Here is a 21,996-nt window from a genome sequence, read left to right on the forward strand (position 1 = left end):
GCTCGAAGCAGGAGGGACCCCTCCGGGCCCGGTCTCGCCAGACTTGTCCAACAGTTGGACAAGTTCGTGAAGAGCGCGCCCGGAAGGCGGACTCACCCACCCCTGAAAGGACTTTGTTCCGATGGATTAGGGGGCGTGGGGGCCGACGTCCGCGGGGGTGAGCGGGCGGCGCGAGACCACGCCGCTCCCTGTCCGGTCCGCGCCCACGTCTGGCGCGCCGGCCATCGGGATTCCAGCGGAGGGTCGCATCAGGCCATCCTCCGCGCGCACCAGCCTCGGGTCCACCCGGACGTAGCCCGTGGACGGCATGTCGCCGGGTGAGGCCGCGCCCCAGAGCATGTTGCCGGCCGCGGTGAAACCGTCCGGAGCCCGCTCGAAGTCCACCAGCTTTCCCAGCTCACCGACGAGGAGGTTGTTCTCGACGCGCAGGTCCCGGGCCGGGATGGGCCGGCTCGAGGCGCCGATCACCAGGTGGGCCGACTTGTTGCCCAGCAGGGAGTTGAAGGCCACGGTCACGCGGGAGGCCGCGCTGCAGTCCGTGCCCTGGCCTGTATCCTCCTCGGTGCAGCCGCTGTTGAGGACGAGCGGGCCCTGGGCGCCCGTGCCGGTGCCGCCCTCGAGGTAGTTGTGGGTGATGAGGTGGTCATGGCCGTAGATGCGCATGCCCCCCGCGTTGTTCAGGAAGAAGTTGCCGTCCACCACGCTCTGGTTGCCGTGGCGCAGCACCAGCGAGCCCTTGTTGTTGCGCAGGGTGTTGCCGCGGAAGACGTTCTCCGAGCTCTTGTTGGAGATGACCTCGGGGTCACCATTGCACTCCTCGAAGAGGTTCGCCTCCACGACCGTGTGCGCGCTGAGGAGGCCGCGCTTGCTGTCACCGATCCGCAGGCACTCGCCACCCTCCCTGTCGAGGGTCAGCTTGTGGAAGTAGTTGTGGTCGATGCGGTCGTGCCGCGAGATGCCCAGGCTCCCGTCCGGCGCATTCCCATAGACGGCGAGGAAGACGTTGGCGCTCGTCTTGTCGTGGAAGGAGTTGTGGTCGATGCGGTTGTAGCCACTGCCCGCGCCTTCGAGACTCAGCCAGGTACTGAGGGACGTCGTGTCCGCGAGGGCGAGCTCGTTGCGGGTGAAGCGGACGTGGGTCGAGCCGGCGATTTTCAGCGCGACGTCTCCCTCTTCCACCCCGTGCGTCAGCTTGAAGCCCCGCAGGATGACGTGGGAGGCGCCTTTCACGTGGAAGCTCGAGGAGCCGCCGATGGTCACTCCGCCCACGGTCTGTGCCGTGATGACGATGGGATGCTGTTCCGTTCCTCGGACCGACACCTCGATGGGGATCATGTTGGTGTAGGTGCCGTTGGCGAGCTCGATGCGGTCACCCGGGAGGGCGGAGGCAATCATGCTCCGCAGCTCGTCGAGGCGGTGTGCGGCGCGCGTCCGCCTGGGGGAGGGAAGGACATCGGCCTGCTCCGCCGTGCCGGGGGCAGCGGGCTCGGTGCTCTCTCCAATTCCGCCATCGCGGCAGCCCACCTTCAGCAGGAGGACGAACGCCGTCACGGCACATGCCATCGGGAGTTTCCGCAAAGGTCGCGTGCCTTGTTTGAGTGGACGGCACCCTCTCTCGCGCATGCGGGCGAGAGACGGGCTCGTTGACACTCAAAGCATACGCGGCTCTTGAACTACACTCAGACCGAGAGGAAATGCGCTCCTGCGGCTGCTCTTGGAGGGGCCGAGCGGTCTTACAGAAGCAGCGGAGGACGCCCCAGCAGCAGCAGCTCGTCCCGAGCCCAGCGCTCGTCCCGCAGCTTCAGCTCCACCATCACTCCGCGCAGCATCGTCTGGCGCACCGGGTGCTTGACCGTCACTTCTCCCTGCAGCACCTGGCCCACCATGCCCGCCTCCTGGCACCACACCAGCTTCAGTGCGCACCGGTACAGCGGCGTCCCTGCTCCCGCGTTCTCCAGGTTCTCGTACGGCACGAAGCCCACCGTCAGCCCCCGCTCGATGGCCTCCAGCCAYGGCGAGCTCCGGATGGACGCCAGCAGCGCGTCGTAGCGCCCCACCGCCTCCTCCATCGACTTCAGGCTCTCCGTCAGGTGMCGGCGCTCGCTCTCGGCCCGCGCTACCTCCAGCACCGAGCGCGTGTACTCGCGCTCCAGCAACAGCACCTCGGTGTTGAGGCCCGTGCTCTTGCCTCCCAGCGAGGCGTCGAAGCCGTCCARCTCCCGCTTCACCGCCTCCAGCTTCGTCTGCAGCTCCGCCGAGCCCTCCGCCAAGGACAGGTTGCTCTGCGCCATCTGCGCCAGCTGGTGGTTGGCCGTCAGGTGCTCCTCGCGCTCCACCAGCCGCGCGTTGTAGAGCGCTTCCGTGCGCGTGCGCGCCATGCCCGCGTAGGCCCGGTTGGACTCGCCAATCTCCTGTGCTGCTTGCTGGTACTCCCGGCGCAGCGTGGCCAGCCGGCCCAGCGCCTTGGCGCGTGCCGTGCGCTCGCTGCTCAGKGCCACCCGGAAGCGCTGCTGGAAGTCCTTCTCCATGCCCACCAGCCGCTCGGCCTGCTCCAGCCGGGCCTCGAGGTCTCTCCGGTCCGCCAGCARCTTGTCGCGCGAGGCAGCCTGCTGCGCCAGTTGRGCGTTGAGCTGGAGGATCTGCGGATCGGTGGGAGAGACGACGGTGGGAGCCAGCCAGGAGTGGTTGACGAAGAAGAAGAGCTGGACGCCCAGATAGGAGACGAGCCCCACGAGGATGAGGGTCAGCAGCACCGAGCCCAAGGCCTTGTAGGCGTTGACGGCGAGCGTGTTGAGCTTGTTGACGATGCGCTGGTTCATGGTGTCGAGCCCCCTCCCGCGGCCCGGGTGGGTGCAATGGTGTCGGCCGTGCCATCCGGAGGCGGTGCGCTCGCGGGAGGCACTCCCGGCGCGGTGCTCGGTTTGCTCCGCGTCTCCCAGCTGCCCGAGTCCAGCGTGAAGAGTGCCAGCGGCGTGAAGAGTGCGTAGGTGAGGGGCATCAGCAGCCCCATGGGCAGGAAGGACAGCGCCGGCACGCGCATCTCCGGGGGCAGGTCCCGCTTGTGGATGCGGTAGATGACCCCCATGGCTCCCATGACGAGCATGTGCAGCAGCAGCACGCCCCAGAACTGCCCGTTGATGATGTTGTGGACGATGATGACGGGGTAGGAGAGCAGCAGCGCCAACTGCGACACGTAGTGGACCCCCACCACCGGGTGCAGCCTCCAGGCGTGGCTCAGCCCACAGATCATGTCCACCAGGTTGGAGCGCCGCCACCTCAGTTGCTGGGAGAAGTAGCCCGCCAGCGTGGCCGGCGCCGCCGTCTGGCACCACGCCTCCGTGGTGTACACCGTCTCGTAACCCGCCTTGACGATCTGCCGCGTGAGGAAGCGGTCCTCCCCGTACTTGATGGGGACGCCGGCGATGTTGCGCGCCTCGAGGATTGGATCGAGCTCCAGCAGCACGTGGCGCCGGTACGCGGTGAGGCATCCGGACAGACACAGCACCGAGCGGAAGCTGCGCTCCAGGTCCTTGAGCCACTCCTGGGCGAAGTAGAACTTTATCTCTATCATCCGCGTCATCCAGTTCTGATGACGGTTGGCCACGTAGGTGCGGCCGCCCACCGCGGCGATGCGTGGGTTGACGAAGCGGCGCACCAGCTCGCGCACGGCGCTGGAGTGCACCACCACGTCCGAGTCCACCGAGACGATGATCTCCGCGGTGGCTTCGCGCACCGCCCGGGCGATGCCCTTGCGCTTGCCCATGTTGTGGGGGTTGCGCATCACCTTCACATTGGGGTGGCCCTCGGCCGCCTTCAGTGCCCAGGCATGGCTGTCATCGGTGGAGCAATCATCCACCACGCAGATGCTCAGCTTGTCGTGCGGGTAGTCCTGCTTCAGCAAGCTGCGCACGGCGTGGTAGATACCCTCGCCCTCGTTGAAGAGGGGAATGACCACGGTGACGGTCGGCTGATAGCCGTCGTCGGTGGCATCCACCCACCGGCCACGCACCCGCCGCAGCAGCGGACCGAGCACGTAGCGGTTCATCATCACCACCAGAACCAACAAGTGAACGGGGAACAGTTCCATATCTCAACCCGGCGCCGGGATGAGCCCGGCGCGTCCACACACACCCCTGACGCTCTCCCCTGGCCTCGTCCCGCTCCGTTGTCCCCCCCTCGGGCCCCGAATCGCGCGCATGGCGGCGCCGTGCTTCGGGGCGGCCTGAAACTCGACCCGTGCCAGACCGCTCACAACTGCCCCATGGGGCAGTAGGAGTGTCTTTCATGCTCCTCCCATGTCGGAGGCCAGGACATATGGACGCCCAGGTCTGTCATGCGCCGGTCAGGAGGTATGGACCGAGGCACCACTTGGCAACATCCCCGTGGGTCCTAGGTTGACTAGCCCATTGATGGGGCGGGCGGGGAGGGGACGGATGGGGCGAGCAGCCTTGAGGGCTTGGGGGAGAGGTCTGTTGTTGGCGGCGACGTTGCTGGCGGTGATGCCGCCGGTGGCGGACGCGGCGGATCCAAATGTGGCGGGGGAGTGGTCGCCGATGACGGCCTTTCCCATCTCGTTCACGCACGCGCACCTGCTGCCCACCGGCAAGGTGATGTTCTTTGGCGAGTTCGATGAGGGGCTGCTGCCACCGCGGCTGTGGGATCCCGCGACCGGCGCGCTCACGAACCTCCCCATGCCCGACTACAACATCTTCTGCTCGGGCCACTCCTATCTGGCGGATGGGCGCCTGCTGCTGACGGGCGGGCACGAGCTGTCCCACGTGGGCTACCCCTACGTGACCATCTTCGATCCCTTCACGCTCACCTGGAGCCGCACCGAGGACATGAACGACAACCGGTGGTACCCCACCAACACCACGCTGCAGAACGGTGACGTGGTGGTGCTCTCGGGCGAGACCCACTCGGCGGGCTCCAACAACCCGTTGCCGCAGGTGTGGGAGGCCAAGACGGGCAGGTGGCGCGATCTCACGACCGCCATCCAGGATCTGCCCTACTACCCGCGCATGTTCCTGGCGCCCAATGGCAAGCTGTTCTTCGCGGGCCCCTGGCGCCGCTCGCGCTGGTTGGACCCCGAGGGGACCGGTACCTGGTTCGACGGCCCGAGCAGCGTGTACAACGGCCGGACCTACGGCGCCGCGGTGATGATCGGCTCCAAGGTGCTCATCATCGGAGGCGGCTCGCCCGCCACCGCCACCGTGGAGGAGATCGATCTCTCGCAGCCCTCGCCCACCTGGGTGACACGAGCCCCCATGGCCTGGCCCCGGCGCCAGCTCAACGCCACCCTGCTGCCGGATGGCAAGGTGCTGGTGACGGGCGGCAGCAGTGGCGGGGACTTCGATGACGACAGCCTGCCCGTCAAGGTGCCCGAGCTCTACGATCCCGACACCAATACGTGGACGAAGCTCGCCCCCGCCGTGGACTACCGGGGCTACCACTCGGCGGCCCTGCTGCTGCCGGACGGGCGCGTGCTGACCGGAGGTGGCCGCAACCGCCGCACCACGGAGATCTTCTCGCCCCCGTACCTCAAGCAGGACGGCCCGCGCCCCATCATCCAGGAGACGCCCGCCGTCATCACCCCGGGGACCCAATTCCTCCTCCAGACCGCGGATGCGGCCCGGGTGGCCAAGGTGACGATGCTGGCGCTCGGCTCGGTGACACACGCCTTCGATCAGCACCAGCGCTTCCTCAAGCTGTCCTTCACCCAGGCCAGCGGGGGGCTCCAGGTGACCGCGCCCGTGAACAATCTGGCCGCGCCTCCGGGCTACTACATGCTCTTCCTCGTGGATGGGCGCGGCGTGCCCTCGGTGGGGCGCATCGTCAAGGTGGGCGTCGTGGAGCCGGCCGCCAAGAAGAAGATCGTCTTCAGCGACACGTGGAAGTACGACGACCGGGGCGTCGATCAGGGCACCGCCTGGCTCGCCCGGGACTTCGATGACTCGGCCTGGAAGTCGGGCCCGGGCCAGCTCGGCTACGGGGACGATGACGAGGGCACGGTGCTCACCCCGGGCTCTCCCACGGTGTACTTCCGCAAGAAGATCACCCTGGAGAACATCGTCACCGAGGCGAACCTCGAGGTGCTGTACGACGATGCCATCGCCGTGTGGATCAACGGCGTACAGGTGTTCTCCCGCAACATGGGCAACGGGATGGCCTTTGGCGTCACCGCCACCGGCTCGGCGACGAATGCGTACGAGCGTGCCCAGCTCTCGCTGGCTTCCAACCCGTTCCGCATCGGCGAGAACGTGATCACCGCGATGGTGAAACAGGTGTCCCTCAACTCGGATGACTTGACCTTCGCGCTCTCGCTGGCGGTGGCGCAGCTGTCCGGGCCGGTACCGGACACGCTGGCGGTCTCCTCGCCCAATGGTGGCGAGGTGCTCCAGCCGGGCACCTCCATGCCCATCACCTGGTCCAGCACCGGCAACGTGCCCAGCGTGGACCTCGCGCTGTCCGCGGATGGCGCCGCGAGCTGGACTCCCATCGCCTTCGGCGTGCCCAACACCGGCCTGTATGCCTGGACGGTCCCGGAGCTGAACACCAGCCAGGCCCTGGTGCGCGTGTCCCGCGTGGGTGGCACCACCCCCCTGTCGGACGTGAGCAACGCGCCCTTCACCATCAGCCGGCAGGTGAGTGTCATGGCCATCCCGTTCCGGTCCACGTGGAAGTACCTGGACACCGGCGTGGATCCCGGCGCGGCCTGGGGCACCGCGGGCTTCGATGACACGGCCTGGCCCTCGGGCGCCGCCCAGCTCGGCTACGGCGATGGTGACGAGGTCACCGTGATCAACCGCACCACGCCCTCCCAGTCGAGCGTCTACTTCCGCAAGAAGATCACCGTGAACGGTACCGTCACCCAGGCCAACCTGCGCGTCCTCTTCGACGATGGCATCGCGGTGTTCGTCAATGGGACGCAGGTGTTCGGCCGGAACGTGGACAAGGGCGTGGCCCACGACAAGTACGCGAGCGCCGGAGCGGAGAACGAGCTCGCCTCCGGCACCCTCCCCACGGGGGTGTTCGTCCCGGGGGAGAACACCATCGCCGTGGTGGTGAAGCAGACGGGGGCGACGTCGCCGGATCTGACGTTCGACCTCGAGCTGCAGCTCGGCGTCGTCCCGAGACCGTGAGCGGACAGGCGGCGCGCCCGCTCCCCGGGCTGGCGCGCCCGCCCGTGACGCGATAGGGGTGGGGGCTGGACTGCCCACCATGCCGAGCCTCCCCACCGAGCCGCCCCTCTCCCTTCGTCCCGATGAGGTCCACCTGTGGGTGGTGGAGCCGGAGCGTGTCTCCGAGCCCCGGCTGCTCACCGCCTACCTCGCGATGATCAACGCGGAGGAGCGGGAGCGGCACTCGCGCTTCCGCTTCGACAAGCACAAGCTGCAATTCCTCGTGTCCCATGCGCTGGTGCGCGTCACCCTGTCGCGCTACGCGCCGGTGCCGCCCGAGGCCTGGCGCTTCTCCGTCAACGCCTACGGGCGTCCCGAAATCACCGGGGACGGGCTGCCCCGCCTGCGCTTCAACCTCTCGCACACGGACGGCATGGCGGTGTGCGCGGTGGCGCTCGACACGGACGTGGGCGCCGACGTGGAGTTCTCCGGCCGCCCGGGTCAGACGGTGGAGCTGGCGGACTCCTTCTTCGCCCGCTCCGAGGTGCATGCCCTGCGCTCCCTCCCGGCCGAGCGTCAGCGCGAGCGCTTCTTCGACTATTGGACCCTGAAGGAGTCCTACATCAAGGCCCGGGGCGCGGGGCTGAGCCTGCCGTTGGATCAGTTCGCCTTCCACCTGGAGGCCGGGCAGCCGCCGCGCATCTCGTTCGACCCACGGCTGGTGGATGACCCGGAGACGTGGCAGTTCGTGCAGCTGCAGCTGGCGCCGGAGCACCCGGCGGCGGTGGCGGTGCGCCGGACCCGGGGACTGCCGCTGACGGTGCGCTGCCAGCGGACCGTGCCGCTGGCGGGGGATGGGCCGCCGTGGCTCGTCCCGGCCCGCTAGGGACCCACCTCGGGGCACCAGCGGACGAGCTCCTCGCGCAGGGCCGCCAGCAACTGCTCCCGGGCGGTGCGCAGGAAGAAGTGCGTGCCGGGGAAGTGGCGCGCGCGGAAGTCGCTGGTGGTCAGCTCGCTCCAACGCTCGAGCTCCCCCATGGGGACATGTGCGTCCGTGTGCGAGCCGAAGGCGGTGATGGGGCAGCGCACCGGCAGTGCGGGGAGCACCGAGTCGGCGAGGGCGAAGTCGGCGCGCAGCATCGGCAGCACCATCTCCAGCAGCTCCTTGTGGGCGAAGACCTCGGCGGGAGTGCCCTCGTACTTGCGGAGCAGCTCGATGAAGGCCGCGTCATTGAGCTCGTCGCGGGACTCCCTCGCGCGATGGGGGGCGCCAGCGGCGGCCATCACCATGCCGAGGGGCAGGGGAGCGCCACGGGACTGCCAGCGCTGCGTGAGCGCCAGGGCCACCCGCGTGCCCATGCTGTAGCCGAAGAAGACGAAGGGCTTGTCCAGCAGAGGAGCCAGCGCCGGCTCCAGCGCGTCCAGGAGCGGGGGGATGTCCCGGAAGGGCTTCTCCATGATGCGCCGCTCACGGCCAGGAAGCTGCACGGAGACGAGCTCGACCCCGGCGGGGAGTGCCGCGCCCCAGCCGTTGTAGACGGAAGCGCCGCCTCCGGCGAAGGGGAAGCAGAACACCCGCAGGCGCGCGTTGGGGTTGGGTTGACGGGTCGGGAACCAGGGATTCGTAGGGGCCGCGGGACGCATGGGACAGGAAGGCACTGTGTCGCTTCGTTCACAGAGCGTCAAGCCTGCCCGGCTCGAGCGCGGCCGTGGCGGCGAGGAGATCCACCACCGCGCGGTGGTAGTCGACCAGGGCCTTGATCTCCTTGAGCTCGGCATCGGCGGCGGTCTGCTCGCGCAGGTTGACGAAGAGCAGGCTGGTGGCGCCGTGCTCGAAGCGCGCCAGCTCGGCCCGGGCCAGGCGGCGTGCCACGTCCGCGGCGCTCTTCGCCAGGCCCACCCGCTCGTGGGCGGCGTGCAGGGCCGCGAGGGTGTCACGCACCTCGGTGACGACCTTGTCCTGGGTCAACCGGGCCTTCGCGTCCACCGCGGCCCGTTTCGCCTCGGCGGCCCGCGCCTGTCCGCGCGCCCCCCGGGCCTGGAGGGGGATGTCGAGCATCAGCGAGGCCTGGAGCTCGGTTGGCCGCAGGCTCTCGGGGCCCCTGCCGAAATCGCGGAGCACGGCAACGCCGAGATCCACCGCCGGGGCCGTCTGGTTGCGGGCCAGCTCCGCGTCGAGCTGGACCACCTCACCCTGGAGCGCCAGCTCGCGCAGCTCGGGCCGTTGCCGCAGGGCCTTCGCCAGCCACGCGTCCAGCTCGGCCTCGAAGGCATCGTCGGGCATGGGCAGGCCCTCGGGCAGACGCGAGGTGGACACGCGCACCGGCCTGCCCTCGCCGTCGCGCAGGTAGAGCGAGAGCTTCAGGGCCGTCTGATCGAGCTTGCGCCGGGCGGCGACCCGCTCCGCCTCGCGCTCCAGCAGGGCCCGCTCGTTCTCGGTGTGCTCGAGCTGGGGGATGTCTCCCTGGGCCACCCGGCGGGCGAGCTGCTCGTGGCGGGTGACGGCCAGCGAGTACTGGGCCTCGGCGATGGCGAGCTGCTGGCCCGCGGCCACCCAGTCCCAATAGTGATAGGCCGCCTCGCGCTGTAGTCCGAGCTGCTCGCCCGCGAGCGTGAAGCCGGCGATGTCGAGCCGCAGGCGCGCCTTGGCGACGTCCGCCCGGCGCTTGTCGATGGAGCGGTTGCGCCAGAGGGGGATCTCCACGCCCGCGCGCAGCTCGCCACCACTGAGCGTCTCGTACTCGCCGTAGTAGGGGGGGAACTTGCCCTGTCCCAGACGGTAGCCGGCGAACAGGCGCGTTCCGCCCAGCGGGGTGGGCTGCTCGATGACCGCGTCCAGGCGCTCGCTGGGGTAGTAGCTGAAGGGCACGTACACGCCCCGGGCCTTCAGGAGCGTGTCGAAGCCGCCCTGCGCGGACAGCAACTCGGCCTCGGCGGTGGCCACCCCCTGGCGCGCGGCCTCCATGCCCGGGTGCTGCTGGCGCACGGAGTCGAGCACCTCCTCGAGGGTGAGCGGGGCCTCGCCACGGGCGTGCGCGCGCGGCGCCGTGCCCAGCACCGCCAGCAGCAGGACCAGGAGGGTGGCGTGCGGACGGCGCGGGCTCATGACTTGTTCTCCGAGGCGTCGTCCTTGCCCTGGTCATCCGCCGGCTTGCCGCCGGACTTCTCCTTGTCCGTCCAGCCCGGCTCGGACGAGGAGATGGCAGGGGGGAAGCCGTTGAACTGGCGCCACATCTCGTAGCCGAGGCTGACCTCGTCGAGGAGGATCCACCCGTTGGCGCGCACGCCCTGGCGGAGGAAGCGGTTGGCGGGCCACTCCTCGCCCTTGTCGGGCACCACGACGATGCGGAACCTGCCGCGCCCGTCATCGGCCGCGTCGACAAAGGACACGGTGCCCCCGAAGGTGCCCACGGCCACCGAGGGCCAGCCGGCGAACTGGACGGCGGGCCAGCCCTCGAACTGGAGGCGCACGTGACGGCCCGGGGAGATGAGCGGGGCATCGTTGCCGTGCACGTAGAGCTCCACGGCGCTCGACTGGGTGTCGGGCACCAGGATGGCGAGGGGGTCGCCCGCCTTGACCACCTCGGCGCCCTGCCGGGCCACCAGCCGCAGGATGGTTCCGGCGCGAGGCGCTCGCACCTGCTGGGTGGACTGCCGGGCCATGGTGCTCTCCAGCTTCGCCAGCTCGATGCGCTCCTTGGCCAGATCGGCCTTGGCGTACTCGTATTTGGCGAGGCCGTCGTTGATGAGGGCCTCGCCATCCGTCTGGACGCGCTGGCGGTCGGAGCTGAGCGCCCCGAGCTCGCTGCGGGCGGCGTTGAGGCTGGCGCGGGCGCTCTCGGCATCGGTGGACGCCTTGGTGTGCTCGAGCTGGGCCAGCTCCAGGCTGCGGGTGGCGGTCAGGCCGTCATGGTGCATGGCCTTCTGACGCTCCAGGTTGAGCCGGGCCGTCTCGCGGGCCACCTCGGCCGCGGCGAGCGACTGCTCGGCGGCGCGGATGCGCTCCTGCACCATGCGCACGCGCGAGCCGGCCGCGTCGATGCTCGCCGAGCGCGAGGCGCGCAGGGCATCCACGCGGGACTCGTAGGCCATCATCTGGCTCTGGGCGGCGTTGATGCGGGCCTCGATGGCGGTGCGCTGCTCCCGCAGGCGGGACATCAGGTCCGTGTCGTTGTCGGACAGCTCGACGAGCAGCTCTCCCTCCTTCACGCGGGAGCCCTCCTGGACGGACCAGGAGATGATGCGCCCGGCGATGGGAGCCTGGATGGACTGCTGGCGCTCCAGCGGCGCGTAGGCGATGACTCGGCCCTGGCCGGTGACGTTCTGCCGCCAGGGGGCCACCAGCAGCCCGATCACGGCGAGCAGCAGGGCGAGCATCAGGAGCCGGGCCACCGTGCGCGCCATCCGGGTCGAGTGCCGCACGAGACGCATGGCGGGGAGCTCGGCGGCGGTGCCGTTGTTACGGGAAGTGGGCATCGTCATGGTCGAGGGTCCGGATCCAGGAAGGGGTGGCTGCCAGCGGCTCGGAGCCGAGTGGGTTCAGTTGTCCGTCGAGCAGCTCGTAGGCACGCGTGCAGCGGCCGAGCAGCTCGGGGGCGCGGGTGATGAGGAGCAGGGTCCAGGGCGCGTCCGGAGCCAGCAGCGTCTTCAGCACGTGGTCGCGCGCCCGTGAATCGAGCATGTCCAGCACCTCGTCGATGACGAGCAGGCGCGGGCGCAGCACCAGGGCGCGCGCGAGGTGGAGCTGCGCCACCTGGCCCGAGGACAGGGGCAGGCCTCCGGTGGTGAGCTCGGTGTGGAGGCCCTCGGGGAGCCGGGTGAGCAGCTCTCCCAGGCCCACGGCCTCCAGCGCCCGGCGCACCTCGCTCAGTGGCAGATCCGGCTGGCCCAGGCGGACGTTGTCCACGAGCGTGCCAGCGAAGATCTCCGGCGCCTTGACGATGGACACGTCGCGGCGCAGCGAGGCGAGCGAGAGATCCCGCATGTCGAGGCCATCGAGCAGGATGCGGCCCTTCGAGGGAGCACGCAGGCCGTAGAGCAGATCCACGAGGGTGCTCTTGCCGCCAGCGGTGGCTCCGGTGATGGCCACCTTGTCTCCGGCCCGCACCTCGAGGCTGGCGCCGCGCAGCACGGGGGCGTCCTCGCGGTAGTGGAACTCCAGGCCGTCCAGCTTCAGTGACGCGGGCCCGGGGCGCGGCGGGACGCTCTCGCCGGTGTCCTCCTCGAGGGGCAGGTCCACGAGCTGGCCGAGCTTGTCCATGGCCGCGAGCAGATCGTAGTAGGCCTCCAGGTGCTTGCCGAACTTGGCGATGGCGGCCACCACCGCGGTGACGATGAGCTCGGCGGCGACGAGCTGGCCCAGGGAGAGCTGGCGGTTGATGACGAGCCAGCCACCGAGCCCGAGCAGCAGCGCGCTGGCCACGGCCTGGAGGCCGAGCGCCCCGAGGATCTGCCGGAAGAGGTACTTGAAGTGCTTGCGCCGGGCGCCGAGGTAGTCGCGGGCGAGCTCATCGGAGCGCCGCATGGCGTGGGCCGTGCCGCCGCTCTGACGGAAGGCGATGGGGTGACGCGCCAGCTCCTGGAGCCAGGCGGCCACGGCGTACTTGGCCTTGGACTCCTTGATGCCCGCGGAGGCGGCCGCGCGTCCGTAACCGAAGATGATGCCGATGAGGGCCAGCAGGAGGAAGAAGTCGAAGGCCAGCAGCAGCGGGTGGTAGAAGGCGAGCATCAGCAAGCCGATGCTGGCCTGGAGCACCACGGAGAGGCCCTCGAGCAGCAGCGTCGAGCTGGCCTTCTGGACGGTGACCACGTCGAAGAAGCGGTTGGCGAGCTCGGGCCCGTGGGCGCGGTCGAAGGCCCGTGCCTGGACGCGGGGCAGCCGGTGACTGAGATCGCTGACGACGCGGATGAACATGCGCTGCTGGAGGATCTCCACCACCCAGTTCTGCATGGCGCGGAGAGCGCCGGCGAACACCAGGCCACCGAGCAGCAGGATGCTCAGCACCACCAGCGGCTGGAGCAGGGCGCCGAAGGCCACGGTGTTGACGAGCGACTGGACGGCGATGGGCGTGGTGAGGGCGAAGAGGCCGACGCCCACCGCGTACATGACCACGGCCCGCACGTCCGCGGCCTCCAGGTGCACCAGGGCACGCAGCCGGGCGAAGGGCGTGAGGGGCTCGTGAGGAGACGCTTCCACGGCACGCAGGGCGTGGACGGGCTCGGACTCCTCGGCGAGCACCCAGGTGAGGGGCTGTGCAGCCCAGGGAGCAAGCAGGCGTGAGAGCTCCTCTCGGATCATCCACGTCTGGCCCTGGGGAAGAAGGCTGGAGTGCACGAGTACACGCTCGGGCGCCCACTCGGCGATCAGCAACCAGGAGGCGCCCTGTTCCGAAAAGCACACAGTGCCGAGCGGCCCCTGGAGGCTGCCCTGGCGGAGGACGTCCTCGGGTGAACGCCGCAGGCAGGAGAGGGTGAGGCCGAGTGCCTGCCCCGCGTGCTGGAGGAGTGGGCTCCAGGAGTCGGAGAGGGGGCCGGCGTACTGGCGCGAGGCATCCAGGAGCGAGGCCTGCGTGGTGCTGGTGTCCGGCTCGAGGCCGGCGGTGTGCGCAAGCCCGCTGAGCAGTGGCTCGAGCAGCTCCACGGCGGGTGCTTCGCGGTGTGCGGGAGGGGAAGCTACGGGAGGGCCAGGCGGCGTCTTGGAAGAGGCGTCGAGGTCGCGGTCGTACATGATTGTGGAATGCCGGTCGCGGCATCGGCTCCGGGCGGGGTTGCCTGAAGCGCGCTCATGTATGTGGACGGAGAGGCTCGATGAAAAACAGATAAACTGGTACGGAACCTTCGGTTAAATCGATGGATGTGTTTGTCGGCGGATCCAGACAGGTGTCGGTAAATCCAGACGGGTCCGATGAACGAGAGTTGCAACGCAGCAGGCAAACCGGCAGTTCTCAGAGTGATCGGGCAGGACGATCCTTCTTGGTCAGTGACAGCGGCTCGGTGGTGGGAACGAAACCAATGGCCCACTCATAACTCGAGAGGCAGGTCTCGACGTCGGCCGTGCCATCCGCGACCAGCAACACCTTCTTGTCCTCGTGCACGAGGACCCCGATATGACCTGCGTGGCCATGTCCTCCCACGGTGTAGGACTTCCCATCCGTGGTCTGCATGCTGCGATAGAGCGCCGGTCCGAAGACGACGATGGCCCCATCAGGCAGGGCACTCAGTTTCTTCACGCTCTCGGCAGGCGCCTTCCCTCGCCAGCCGTTCCCTGGCACGAGCCCCGTGCAGTCCACGAACTTGAACATCTTCAACGTGTGGCTCATGAACCTGGCGCATATCGACGCCGGGCCCGTCGAGACCTTGGCGCCTTTCTTGAGCTTCTTCCCGTCCAGGAGCTTGGTGTTCATGACCCATACGCACTCGTCTGTCGATGGGATCCACTTGCCAACGCTGTAGTCGTAGACGTGACCGCCAACGATTCCCGTCTCGACGTAGGGCCGTTTCTTTTCGTAGAGATAGCCAGCTCGCCCCATCAGCTCGCAAACGCCACGAGCGCAATTGCCCTTGTTCGACAACGTCAACCTTTTGCTTGCCCTGACGCTGTCTCCGAGCTTCTTGAGTGCCACCGCATTGCCGCTCGTGCTCCCTCCGGGCGCCGGCTTGGGCGGAGGCGTCTTCGGGGGGTTGCTCGATTTCGGTTCGAGATAGCTGAGCACTCGATTCAGCTCATTCCCCCACTGGTTGGAGAAGTCCTCCTTGATGTCTTCGGTGACATCCACGCGGTAGGTGGCTTTGTAGAGGCGCTTGAACTCGGCGATGAGGGCCGGGTCGTGCTTCAGCATGGCCAGGTGCGTGTAGACCGCCTCCTCATCCGTCCCCAGGCCATCCATGGCGTCGTGGACATTGCGGACGATCTTCTGGAGATCGGGCCCTTTGTTGGGGGAGGGCGGCTTGCCGGCTCCGCCGCCGGCAGGCTGGCTGGGGACGCCATTCAGGGCCCTCAACGCGGCCTGGAAGTCGCTGACCCGCTTGGGAGTCTGCTTGTGCCAACTGCTATCCGCCGCTTCGGTGGCGGCCTGTTCCCACTTGTGGGCCACGATATAGGCCCACGTCTTCTTGTGCTCCAGGTACCACGCTGTTCCGAGTTGGAAATTGACGTGGGTCAGCGCGTTGACGAGTCCCTGATTCGCGAATTTCGCCATCCTGGCTTGAGCGGCGGCGGCCTCATACGCCTTGGCGACATCGGCCTGCGCCCAGGTCTTGAGGACAGGCATGGGGACCGTGTCATTCTTCTTGTACCGGGAGCGCTCGCTGGCGGTGAGCTTGTGCCCCATGCCCGCCGTGGCATGGCCCTCCGTATCCACATAAACCTTCTGATGCTCCTCCAGCTTCCCCTCGCGATTCTCGAGGTGACGCCATACCTCTGGCGGAGCAACAGCGGCGATTTCCCCCTCTGACGGCTTCTGCGGCTGGGTGGGCTTCTGCGGCTGGGTGGGCTTCTGCGGCTGGGTGGGCTTCTGCGGAGCAGGAGGGACCGGCTTCTTCTCGGGCGGCTTCAGCGGGGGACTGTGGCTGGAGGCCGGCGCCGGCTCGGCTGGCGGAATCTGCAGCACCACGCCGACAACGATGGAGTTGGGGTTGCTGATTCCATTGGCCTGCACCACCTCGTTCAGGCTGACCTGGTAACGCTGGCAGATTTCGGACAGCGTCTCGCCCGCGAGGACCCGGTGTGTCCGTGGCGTTGCCGGTGGCGTTGGCGGACGAGGCGTGGATTTTTCCCGGGGAATCGTCAGCACCTGCCCGGCCCAGATTCGATTGACGTCACTGATGCCGTTGAGCCGGGTGAGCACCTCCACCGTCACGTTGTACCGCCTGGCTATCCCCGACAGCGTGTCGCCTGACTGGATCCGGTACTCGATGCTCGCCATGAACCCTCCATCGCCGGAGTCAAGTGCGACCGCATGGAGTCTAGCGCGAAACAGTCCTCGTATAGGGCGGGGAAGAAGCTCTTGGAGGGGTAGGCCCGCATGTCGCGGGCCTTCCGGGCTGCAAGTGGGGTCATGTGGTTATCCGCTTCCGGCGCTTCGGAGGAGCAGCGCCGATGTGCAGCGGAAGCGCCCCCTGAATCGAACCTGCTCTACTGGCTTCGCCGGAACTCACCCCGGTCACAGGTATCGAGGCTCGATGACGGTCAAATTCGGCCGCCGCGCCACGAAGGTCCGCAAGACGGCGCAGATCGAGGCGACGTAGCAGATCAACGGTGATTGGCCGCTTGGCATCCCAGAAAATAAACGCTGAGTAGAACTCTCGCGCCTCCTCAGATTCGAGCAGTCCGAGAAGGAACCTCGCCTCTGCTTCCGACCCGCAGGCAACGAAATAACAGGTGTCGTCCAGAACGACTGGCTTGCCCTCATGCGGGCCGATCAAGCGGAACTCCAGCTTCTTGTAGAGGCCCGAGATCGCAACCTTCCAAGGGGCGAACGTGTAGTCGCCCACGCCGAAGATCGAGAACTTTGGCTTGCCGCGATAAATCGAGCTTGCTCGCTGATTGAATCGCTCTTCGTGCGCGGTCAGATATCCCCATGTCTTCGGCGCGACCCTGGCGATGTGCGCCGTGTCCTGGCCGACTCGCTCTTGGGGGACGACCATCCAGCGCCGAGGCTCGGGATGCTCTCTGGCAACATCGGAGCTTTTCAGCATTGGGAAGAGGAACGTTTCCTCAATCTCGACAGGTTCCCCCTCTGCATTCTCGTAGCCTGTCGCAGCTCGTCGCAGTTCCATGATGGCCGCGCAGTCGTGCTTGACGCCCGAGCGCCACTGGTACTGCGACTCACCGCATAGAGACTTGCGCTTGTCGTAGTGAGCTGCATCCGCGACCAAAACGCCGTCGCGAAGACCGAACACGGAAGCCGGCTCCGCCGCATCAACCGTGTCGTAGACGAAGCACACCTGGTCTCCCGCGGCTTCGCCGAACTGGACCAGGAACAAGCAAGCATCCACCGACGCACCGAAGTGCTTCACCGCGTTCACCTGGCGAAGCGACGACGAGGCGATGCGCAAGCCTTGGGCCCATGAGTACGAGAGCGCCTTCCGTGCAACAGCCGTCTTGCAAAGCATCGCGACCGTGCCGCGCCGGCCATCGAGCCATCCCAGGAGTTTGAGAAGCATCCACTCTGAGATGTCGAAATTGCTCTTCCCCGTCAGCGCGTCCAAGCCTGATCGTCCGTGGAAGTTCTCTTTCGTGGGAATGTTGTGGCTCTTGAGGTACCCAAGGTCGGAACTTGTCACCCAAGGCGGGTTCCCGACGACCAACAAGGGGTCGGGCACGTGCTCCAACCTCTGTGGCCACTCCGTCTCGAAGAAATTAGCGTGCTCGACCCGAATCCTTGAAGCATCGGCGCGTTCCCTCAGCCGGGCCTGCACCGTCGCGACGTACTCCTCGTTGATGTCGAGTCCTTCGACTGAAAGGGCATTGGGGAAGGCGTCGGCCGCTGCGAACAGGAAGTTCCCAACACCGCACGTTGGTTCGATGATCGAGGTGGGGTTGACTCCAAGGCGAACGAGCAATGCGCAGGTTTCGGCTGCCAGGCCAGGGGGCGTCTGGAAGTCGCCGAACTCGACCTTGGCGCGTTCTTCGCTGATGCGTCCCATGTGCCCTCCTAGCGGACCCGGGTAATGCCCGGAACCTCTCCAGCCTTGGTGATGGCGCGGCCGTACTGGAGTCGCCATTGCAGCGCGTTCGAGATCGTGAGGTACCCGATCTGGAGAGTGCCCGCATTGAGCAAGTCGCTCGCAATGTTATTGGCCTCAATGTCGTCCACGGGCAGGTTCTTGTCGCGCATGAACGCGACAAGGTCGTCCGCATTGCCCTCATTATCGAGGATCTTCTTGAGGCCGGTCGTCATCTGAAAGTCGCCAGTTCGCGACGGTTCGACGAAGATCGTATGCACGATGTCGAGCGTCGCCGCTCCAGCGTCGTCTTTCTTGTCGTAGACGAAGACCAGCAGCGCATAGCCCAGACCGAAGATCTTCTGCCGGGCCGACTTGAATGGGGAGGAGGACTGCGGCTGATCGACGCTCGTGACCTTCACGTCGATGTCCAGCTCGGGGAAGTCGATTCCTTTGGCGGAGTTCCCCTCCTGAAAGAGGTACTTCTTGCTGAGATACGCCTTGAAGGCCTTCTCGACGTGCGTACCGACGGCCTTACCATCGGTCACACCGAAGAGTTCTGGGACCGGAAGCGCCGATTGTATCTCCGCGAAGTTCCTGGCCTCGGTAACGAGGGCCTCAGTAGTCAAGCTTGGACGGGGCACGCGGGGGACCTGTTGATCATGTGGTTTGGCTGCCCGCTGGACTTGGGCGCATCGAGCCGAAAGCCCGTTTCTTACCGGAGCCCCGCTGGCCGGGCCAGTGACTCATCCGGAGGTCTCCCTGGCGCGGCCGTGGCTCGGAACCAGCCGCCCTGCGACGCCCTGCTGGCGGCAGGCGGTGTGGATGCTCTGGCGTCGCAGCCGAGGTCCTCCATGAGGACTGCCTCGTCGGCGGCCTTCCGGGCGGCCTGGCTCTTTGTCAGGTAGGCGTCAGGGTCAAGTGCCAGCCCGGCGAGGGCTTCAGATTCGTTGCGAGCCTCCAGCCGCCTGCTATAACGGACCCCGTTGTGCATCCGCTCCAGTTGCTAACGGGTGCGGTCCAGGCAGGTTCTTCCTCCTGGCCGTTGTCCGGTCCACTGGGGCATCGTCGTCAGTTCCTTCTGGCCGGTGACGTACAGATTACGTACAAGGCCGGGGCGCTCGCGGTGTAGGCTGGCGCTCACCAGAAAGAACCAGTAGTTTCAGTGAGTTATCTAGCTGGTCCCGTAGCTCAGTTGGATAGAGCGGCGGTTTCCTAAACCGCAGGCCGCTGGTTCGATTCCAGCCGGGGCCACTCGCCCTGCTTCCCAAGTCCGCGGAAGCAGGGCGTTTTTCTGTCCGGTGGCGTTCAGTGACGTTCAGGCTGGGCTGTCTCGGTCGCGCCTCGAACCCCCGAGCAGTCAGGGGCTCCAGCGCCCGCTCAGGGCCGCGCCTCGCCGGCCAGCGCCGCGCGGTGGATGGCCACCCAGAAGCCGGCGGCCCGCCGGGCCCCTTCGAGCAGCGGCTCCGGGTGCCCGGCCCCCAGCGCCGCGCAGAGCGCCTGGGCCCGCGCGCCGTGCTCCAGGTCCACGTCGAGGTGGACGAGGATGAAGCGCGCCTTCGTCCGCTCCAGCCCGAGCCGCCCCAGCCCCTGGCGGGCCTCGCCTCCCAGGTGCCGCGCCACGCCCTCCAGCACGCGCAGCGCGCCCAGGAAGGCGAGCTGCCGCTCCGGCCCGATTCCCTCCCAGAAGGCGTGGAAGCCGGCCACCTCGCGAGGCGTGTCGGACGAGGGCTCGCGCCCGAAGGCCGCGAGGTCCGCCTTGGCCAGCAGGTAGTGCGACTGCTCGTCCCCCGCAAGCTCCGCGAAGAAGGCCTTCAGCTCGGGGAGCGTGGCGCGCTCGGCCGCGAGCCGCAGCCGGTCTCCGCTGCGCCGCGTGTAGTGGTACATCATGTCGAGGAACGCCACGTAGCGCTCTGGCGTCACCTCCGGCAGCCAGCTCGCGACCTGCCTCGCCATCCCGACGGTGAGCGCCTCCAACTGCTCCTCAATCGACGACATCCTCAGTCCCTCCGGTCCGAAAGCAGCGCGCCCAACGTCCGCCGGGCATGCGCGAGGTGCAGCGCCGCCCGCTGGGGGGGCAGCTCGTCCAGGCGCACCACGCCCGCGTCGAGGAACCCCTCCCCACCGAGTCCCCGTCCACAGGCGGTGGGCACCGCGCGCAACTCCACCGGCTGGAGCACGCCCCGCGCGTCCCGGGCGAGCGCGAGCTTCAGCACGGCCCCCGTCTGGCACGCCAGCGTGGGCATGATGCTCAGGAAGTTGCCCAGCGAGTACGCGATGAGCCCCATCCGCGCGGGCCCGCCCCGGCGCACCTGCGTGGGGCATGTGGCGTCCGCGCCGTCGATGGACACCCACTCCACCGGCTGGAGGACATGCGGCGAGGAGCCCAGGAGGAGGTCCGCCCCGCGCTCGATGAGCCGGTAGGCGTGCTCGCGCTGGAGGGCCTCGGGCCAGTACTCGTACTCGAAGCCCCAGTGCGGCATCAGCACCACCAGGTCCGGCCCCACCGCGCGAGCGGCGTCGATGAGCGCGCCCAGCCGCTCCCAGTCCGGCGCGTGGAGGGGGCTGCCCAGCCGCGTCACCGGCACCCCGGCGGGCGGCGCCCCCGCGAGGTGGTTGATGTCATACGTCACGGCGGCGATGCCCATCCGCACCCCGTCCACCTCCAGGGCGGCCACCGCGTCCTCCGGCCGGGGGCCTCCCACGCAGCGGTGCTGGGAGGAGGCCAGCACCGTCTCCCGGGTCCGCTCCAGCCCTTCGGCGCCCTGGTCGAGCGCGTGGTTGTTGCAGAGGGAGAAGACGCGGTGGCGCGCCGTGCCCTCCCAGGCCGCGAGGTAGTCCGGCGGGGCGTTGTAGTGGAGCGTCTCGTAGACGAGCCGGGGCACGGGCCGCGCCGGGTCCACCGGCGTCTCCAGGTTGGCGAAGGCCACCGCGTCCCCAGCCATCACCTCCCGGACGCCGGGAGAGAGGGCGCGGTGGAAGCCGCTGCGAATCCACATCATGTCGCCCACGGCGCTCAGCCGGAGCTCCGGCGCGCCCGCGTGCCGCCAGCTCCCCGAGGCGAGGTGCCGGGCGGCTCGCGCGAAGTGCTCCCCGGTTCCGGCCGAGCGCGGCTCCGGCAGGTGCAGGAGGCTCTTGGTGATGTAGCGCAGGTTGAGGTCCCACCGGGACAGCGGCCAGCGGCCGTCCTCGTAGCGGATGTCCGCGTACAGCCGGCGCAGGGCGTTCATGGGCGCTTTCGCTCCAGGGTGACGAGTCGCACGTCCTCCTCCACCACCATGGGGCCGGACAGGAGGGCCCGCCACATGACGTGGAGGTAGCTGTCGAAGACGGGGGCCCCGCGCGCGAGCAGCTCGGGGCGCAGGCGCGCGTGCAGCCGCGCGAGGTTGTAGCCGGGCACCCGCGGGTAGAGGTGGTGGTCCAGGTGGTGGTTGAGGCCGTTCCACAGGAAGGTGACGAGCCGGGTGCTGCGCACCGTCGTCGCGGTGTGGAAGCGGCCGCCGCGCCAGACGTTGGCGTGGTGGTCGGAGATGGACTTGAGCCCGTTGAGGGGGCTGGCGAAGAGCACCGGCAGCAGCCAGCACTCCACCGCGCCCCCGAGGAGCCCGTGGCCCGCCAGGAGCCAGAAGAGCAGCGCGTAGAAGGCCCCGTAGCCGAGCAGCACCAGCGCATGGCGGCGCAGGCGGGCGGCGTCGAAGTGCTGCACCGGGTAGAGGACGTTGAAGTAGACGAGGCTGAGCGGCAGGCCCAGCAGCACGGTGGCGTAGAAGAGTGCCCACAGCCCGGGCGAGCGGCGGCCCGCGTTGTAGGCGTCAGGGTCCTTCTCGGTGCGGTTCCAGCGGTGGTGCGCGAGGTGGCCGTGCCGCATCGGCTCGTAGGCGATGCCCACGAGCAGGCTGAGCCCGTTGCCGAAGAGGTGGTTCTGCCAGGGCCTCGGGAAGAGGGTGTCGTGCCACGCGTCGTGGTCGAGCTGGATGAGCCCCATGACGCCCTGGGCCGCCAGCAGCCACAGGGGCAGCTTCAGCCAGAAGCCGCTGACGTGCGCGAGCCCTACGCCGGCCAGCCCCCACACGCCCAGGTGGAGGGCCGCCATGCCCAGAGCCCGCGCGGGGCGGATGCGCAGCAGCTCCACCAGCTCGTCGCGGGAGGGGCCCGGCCCGGCGGGGGCAGCGGGTGAAGCGGAGACGGGGGCGAGGGCGGGCTGCATGGG

The 21,996-nt window shown here is 68.3% G+C and carries 15 protein-coding genes and 1 tRNA gene; 3 read left to right on the forward strand and 13 right to left on the reverse strand.

Annotation, left to right across the window (positions count from 1 at the left end):
- Positions 1-126: 126 nt before the first annotated feature.
- From BO221_RS45070 to BO221_RS45080, 3 genes are all read right to left on the reverse strand, one after another.
- Positions 127-1,563, reverse strand: coding sequence for a polysaccharide lyase 6 family protein (locus BO221_RS45070; RefSeq protein ID WP_073567119.1), 1,437 nt, complete (start codon positions 1,561-1,563; stop codon positions 127-129).
- Positions 1,564-1,733: 170 nt separating this feature from the next.
- Positions 1,734-2,819: a hypothetical protein gene (locus BO221_RS45075; protein ID WP_073567120.1), complete on the reverse strand. Its 1,086-nt coding sequence runs from the start codon at positions 2,817-2,819 to the stop codon at positions 1,734-1,736.
- Entirely contained in the window at positions 2,816-4,087 is a 1,272-nt protein-coding gene (locus BO221_RS45080; protein ID WP_073567121.1) for a glycosyltransferase family 2 protein, read from the reverse strand. The genes BO221_RS45075 and BO221_RS45080 overlap by 4 nt, the downstream gene beginning before the upstream one ends.
- Positions 4,088-4,475: 388 nt before the next feature.
- On the opposite strand from BO221_RS45080, the gene BO221_RS45085 reads away from it, so the two are divergent.
- On the forward strand, positions 4,476-7,142 hold the full coding sequence (locus BO221_RS45085) for a galactose oxidase-like domain-containing protein (protein ID WP_233166549.1): 2,667 nt from the start codon (positions 4,476-4,478) through the stop codon (positions 7,140-7,142).
- Between the two features lie 79 nt (positions 7,143-7,221).
- Positions 7,222-8,007, forward strand: coding sequence for a 4'-phosphopantetheinyl transferase superfamily protein (locus BO221_RS45090; protein ID WP_073567122.1), 786 nt, complete (start codon positions 7,222-7,224; stop codon positions 8,005-8,007).
- On the opposite strand, the gene BO221_RS45095 is transcribed toward BO221_RS45090, so the two are convergent.
- The 7 genes from BO221_RS45095 to BO221_RS45125 form a co-directional block, all read right to left on the reverse strand.
- The gene (locus BO221_RS45095; protein ID WP_073567123.1) at positions 8,004-8,765 is read right to left on the reverse strand and encodes a thioesterase II family protein; all 762 of its coding nucleotides are present in this window, start codon (positions 8,763-8,765) and stop codon (positions 8,004-8,006) included. The genes BO221_RS45090 and BO221_RS45095 overlap by 4 nt on opposite strands.
- 28 nt (positions 8,766-8,793) lie before the next feature.
- Positions 8,794-10,227, reverse strand: a complete 1,434-nt coding sequence (locus tag BO221_RS45100) for a TolC family protein (RefSeq protein ID WP_073567124.1) — start codon at positions 10,225-10,227, stop codon at positions 8,794-8,796.
- Positions 10,224-11,603 carry an HlyD family secretion protein gene (locus BO221_RS45105; RefSeq protein WP_233166550.1) on the reverse strand — a complete coding sequence of 460 codons (1,380 nt, stop codon included), beginning with the start codon at positions 11,601-11,603 and terminating at the stop codon, positions 10,224-10,226. Before BO221_RS45105 ends, BO221_RS45100 begins: the two co-directional genes overlap by 4 nt.
- Entirely contained in the window at positions 11,581-13,848 is a 2,268-nt protein-coding gene (locus BO221_RS45110; protein WP_143196056.1) for a peptidase domain-containing ABC transporter, read from the reverse strand. Before BO221_RS45110 ends, BO221_RS45105 begins: the two co-directional genes overlap by 23 nt.
- Before the next feature lie 217 nt (positions 13,849-14,065).
- Complete coding sequence (locus BO221_RS45115) at positions 14,066-16,045, reverse strand: LysM peptidoglycan-binding domain-containing protein (RefSeq protein ID WP_073567127.1); 1,980 nt, start codon at positions 16,043-16,045, stop codon at positions 14,066-14,068.
- A gap of 130 nt (positions 16,046-16,175) precedes the next feature.
- Positions 16,176-17,768, reverse strand: coding sequence for a bifunctional 2-polyprenyl-6-hydroxyphenol methylase/3-demethylubiquinol 3-O-methyltransferase UbiG (locus BO221_RS45120; protein ID WP_083682447.1), 1,593 nt, complete (start codon positions 17,766-17,768; stop codon positions 16,176-16,178).
- A gap of 8 nt (positions 17,769-17,776) precedes the next feature.
- Positions 17,777-18,334, reverse strand: coding sequence for a hypothetical protein (locus BO221_RS45125; protein ID WP_198956315.1), 558 nt, complete (start codon positions 18,332-18,334; stop codon positions 17,777-17,779).
- 632 nt (positions 18,335-18,966) lie between these two features.
- On the opposite strand from BO221_RS45125, the gene BO221_RS45130 reads away from it, so the two are divergent.
- Positions 18,967-19,040: transfer RNA gene (locus BO221_RS45130), tRNA-Arg, on the forward strand.
- A 126-nt stretch (positions 19,041-19,166) separates the two neighbouring features.
- On the opposite strand, the gene BO221_RS45135 is transcribed toward BO221_RS45130, so the two are convergent.
- Genes BO221_RS45135 through BO221_RS45145 form a run of 3 tightly spaced genes read right to left on the reverse strand, consistent with a single transcriptional unit; the run spans position 19,167 to position 21,993 of the window.
- Positions 19,167-19,784, reverse strand: a complete 618-nt coding sequence (locus BO221_RS45135) for an iron-containing redox enzyme family protein (protein WP_073567129.1) — start codon at positions 19,782-19,784, stop codon at positions 19,167-19,169.
- A gap of 2 nt (positions 19,785-19,786) precedes the next feature.
- The gene (locus BO221_RS45140; protein ID WP_073567130.1) at positions 19,787-21,016 is read right to left on the reverse strand and encodes a CapA family protein; all 1,230 of its coding nucleotides are present in this window, start codon (positions 21,014-21,016) and stop codon (positions 19,787-19,789) included.
- Positions 21,013-21,993, reverse strand: a complete 981-nt coding sequence (locus tag BO221_RS45145) for a fatty acid desaturase (protein ID WP_073567131.1) — start codon at positions 21,991-21,993, stop codon at positions 21,013-21,015. Before BO221_RS45145 ends, BO221_RS45140 begins: the two co-directional genes overlap by 4 nt.
- Positions 21,994-21,996: the final 3 nt, after the last annotated feature.

The sequence above is a fragment of the Archangium sp. Cb G35 genome (genome assembly GCF_001896145.1).
GTDB classification, from domain to species: domain Bacteria; phylum Myxococcota; class Myxococcia; order Myxococcales; family Myxococcaceae; genus Archangium; species Archangium violaceum.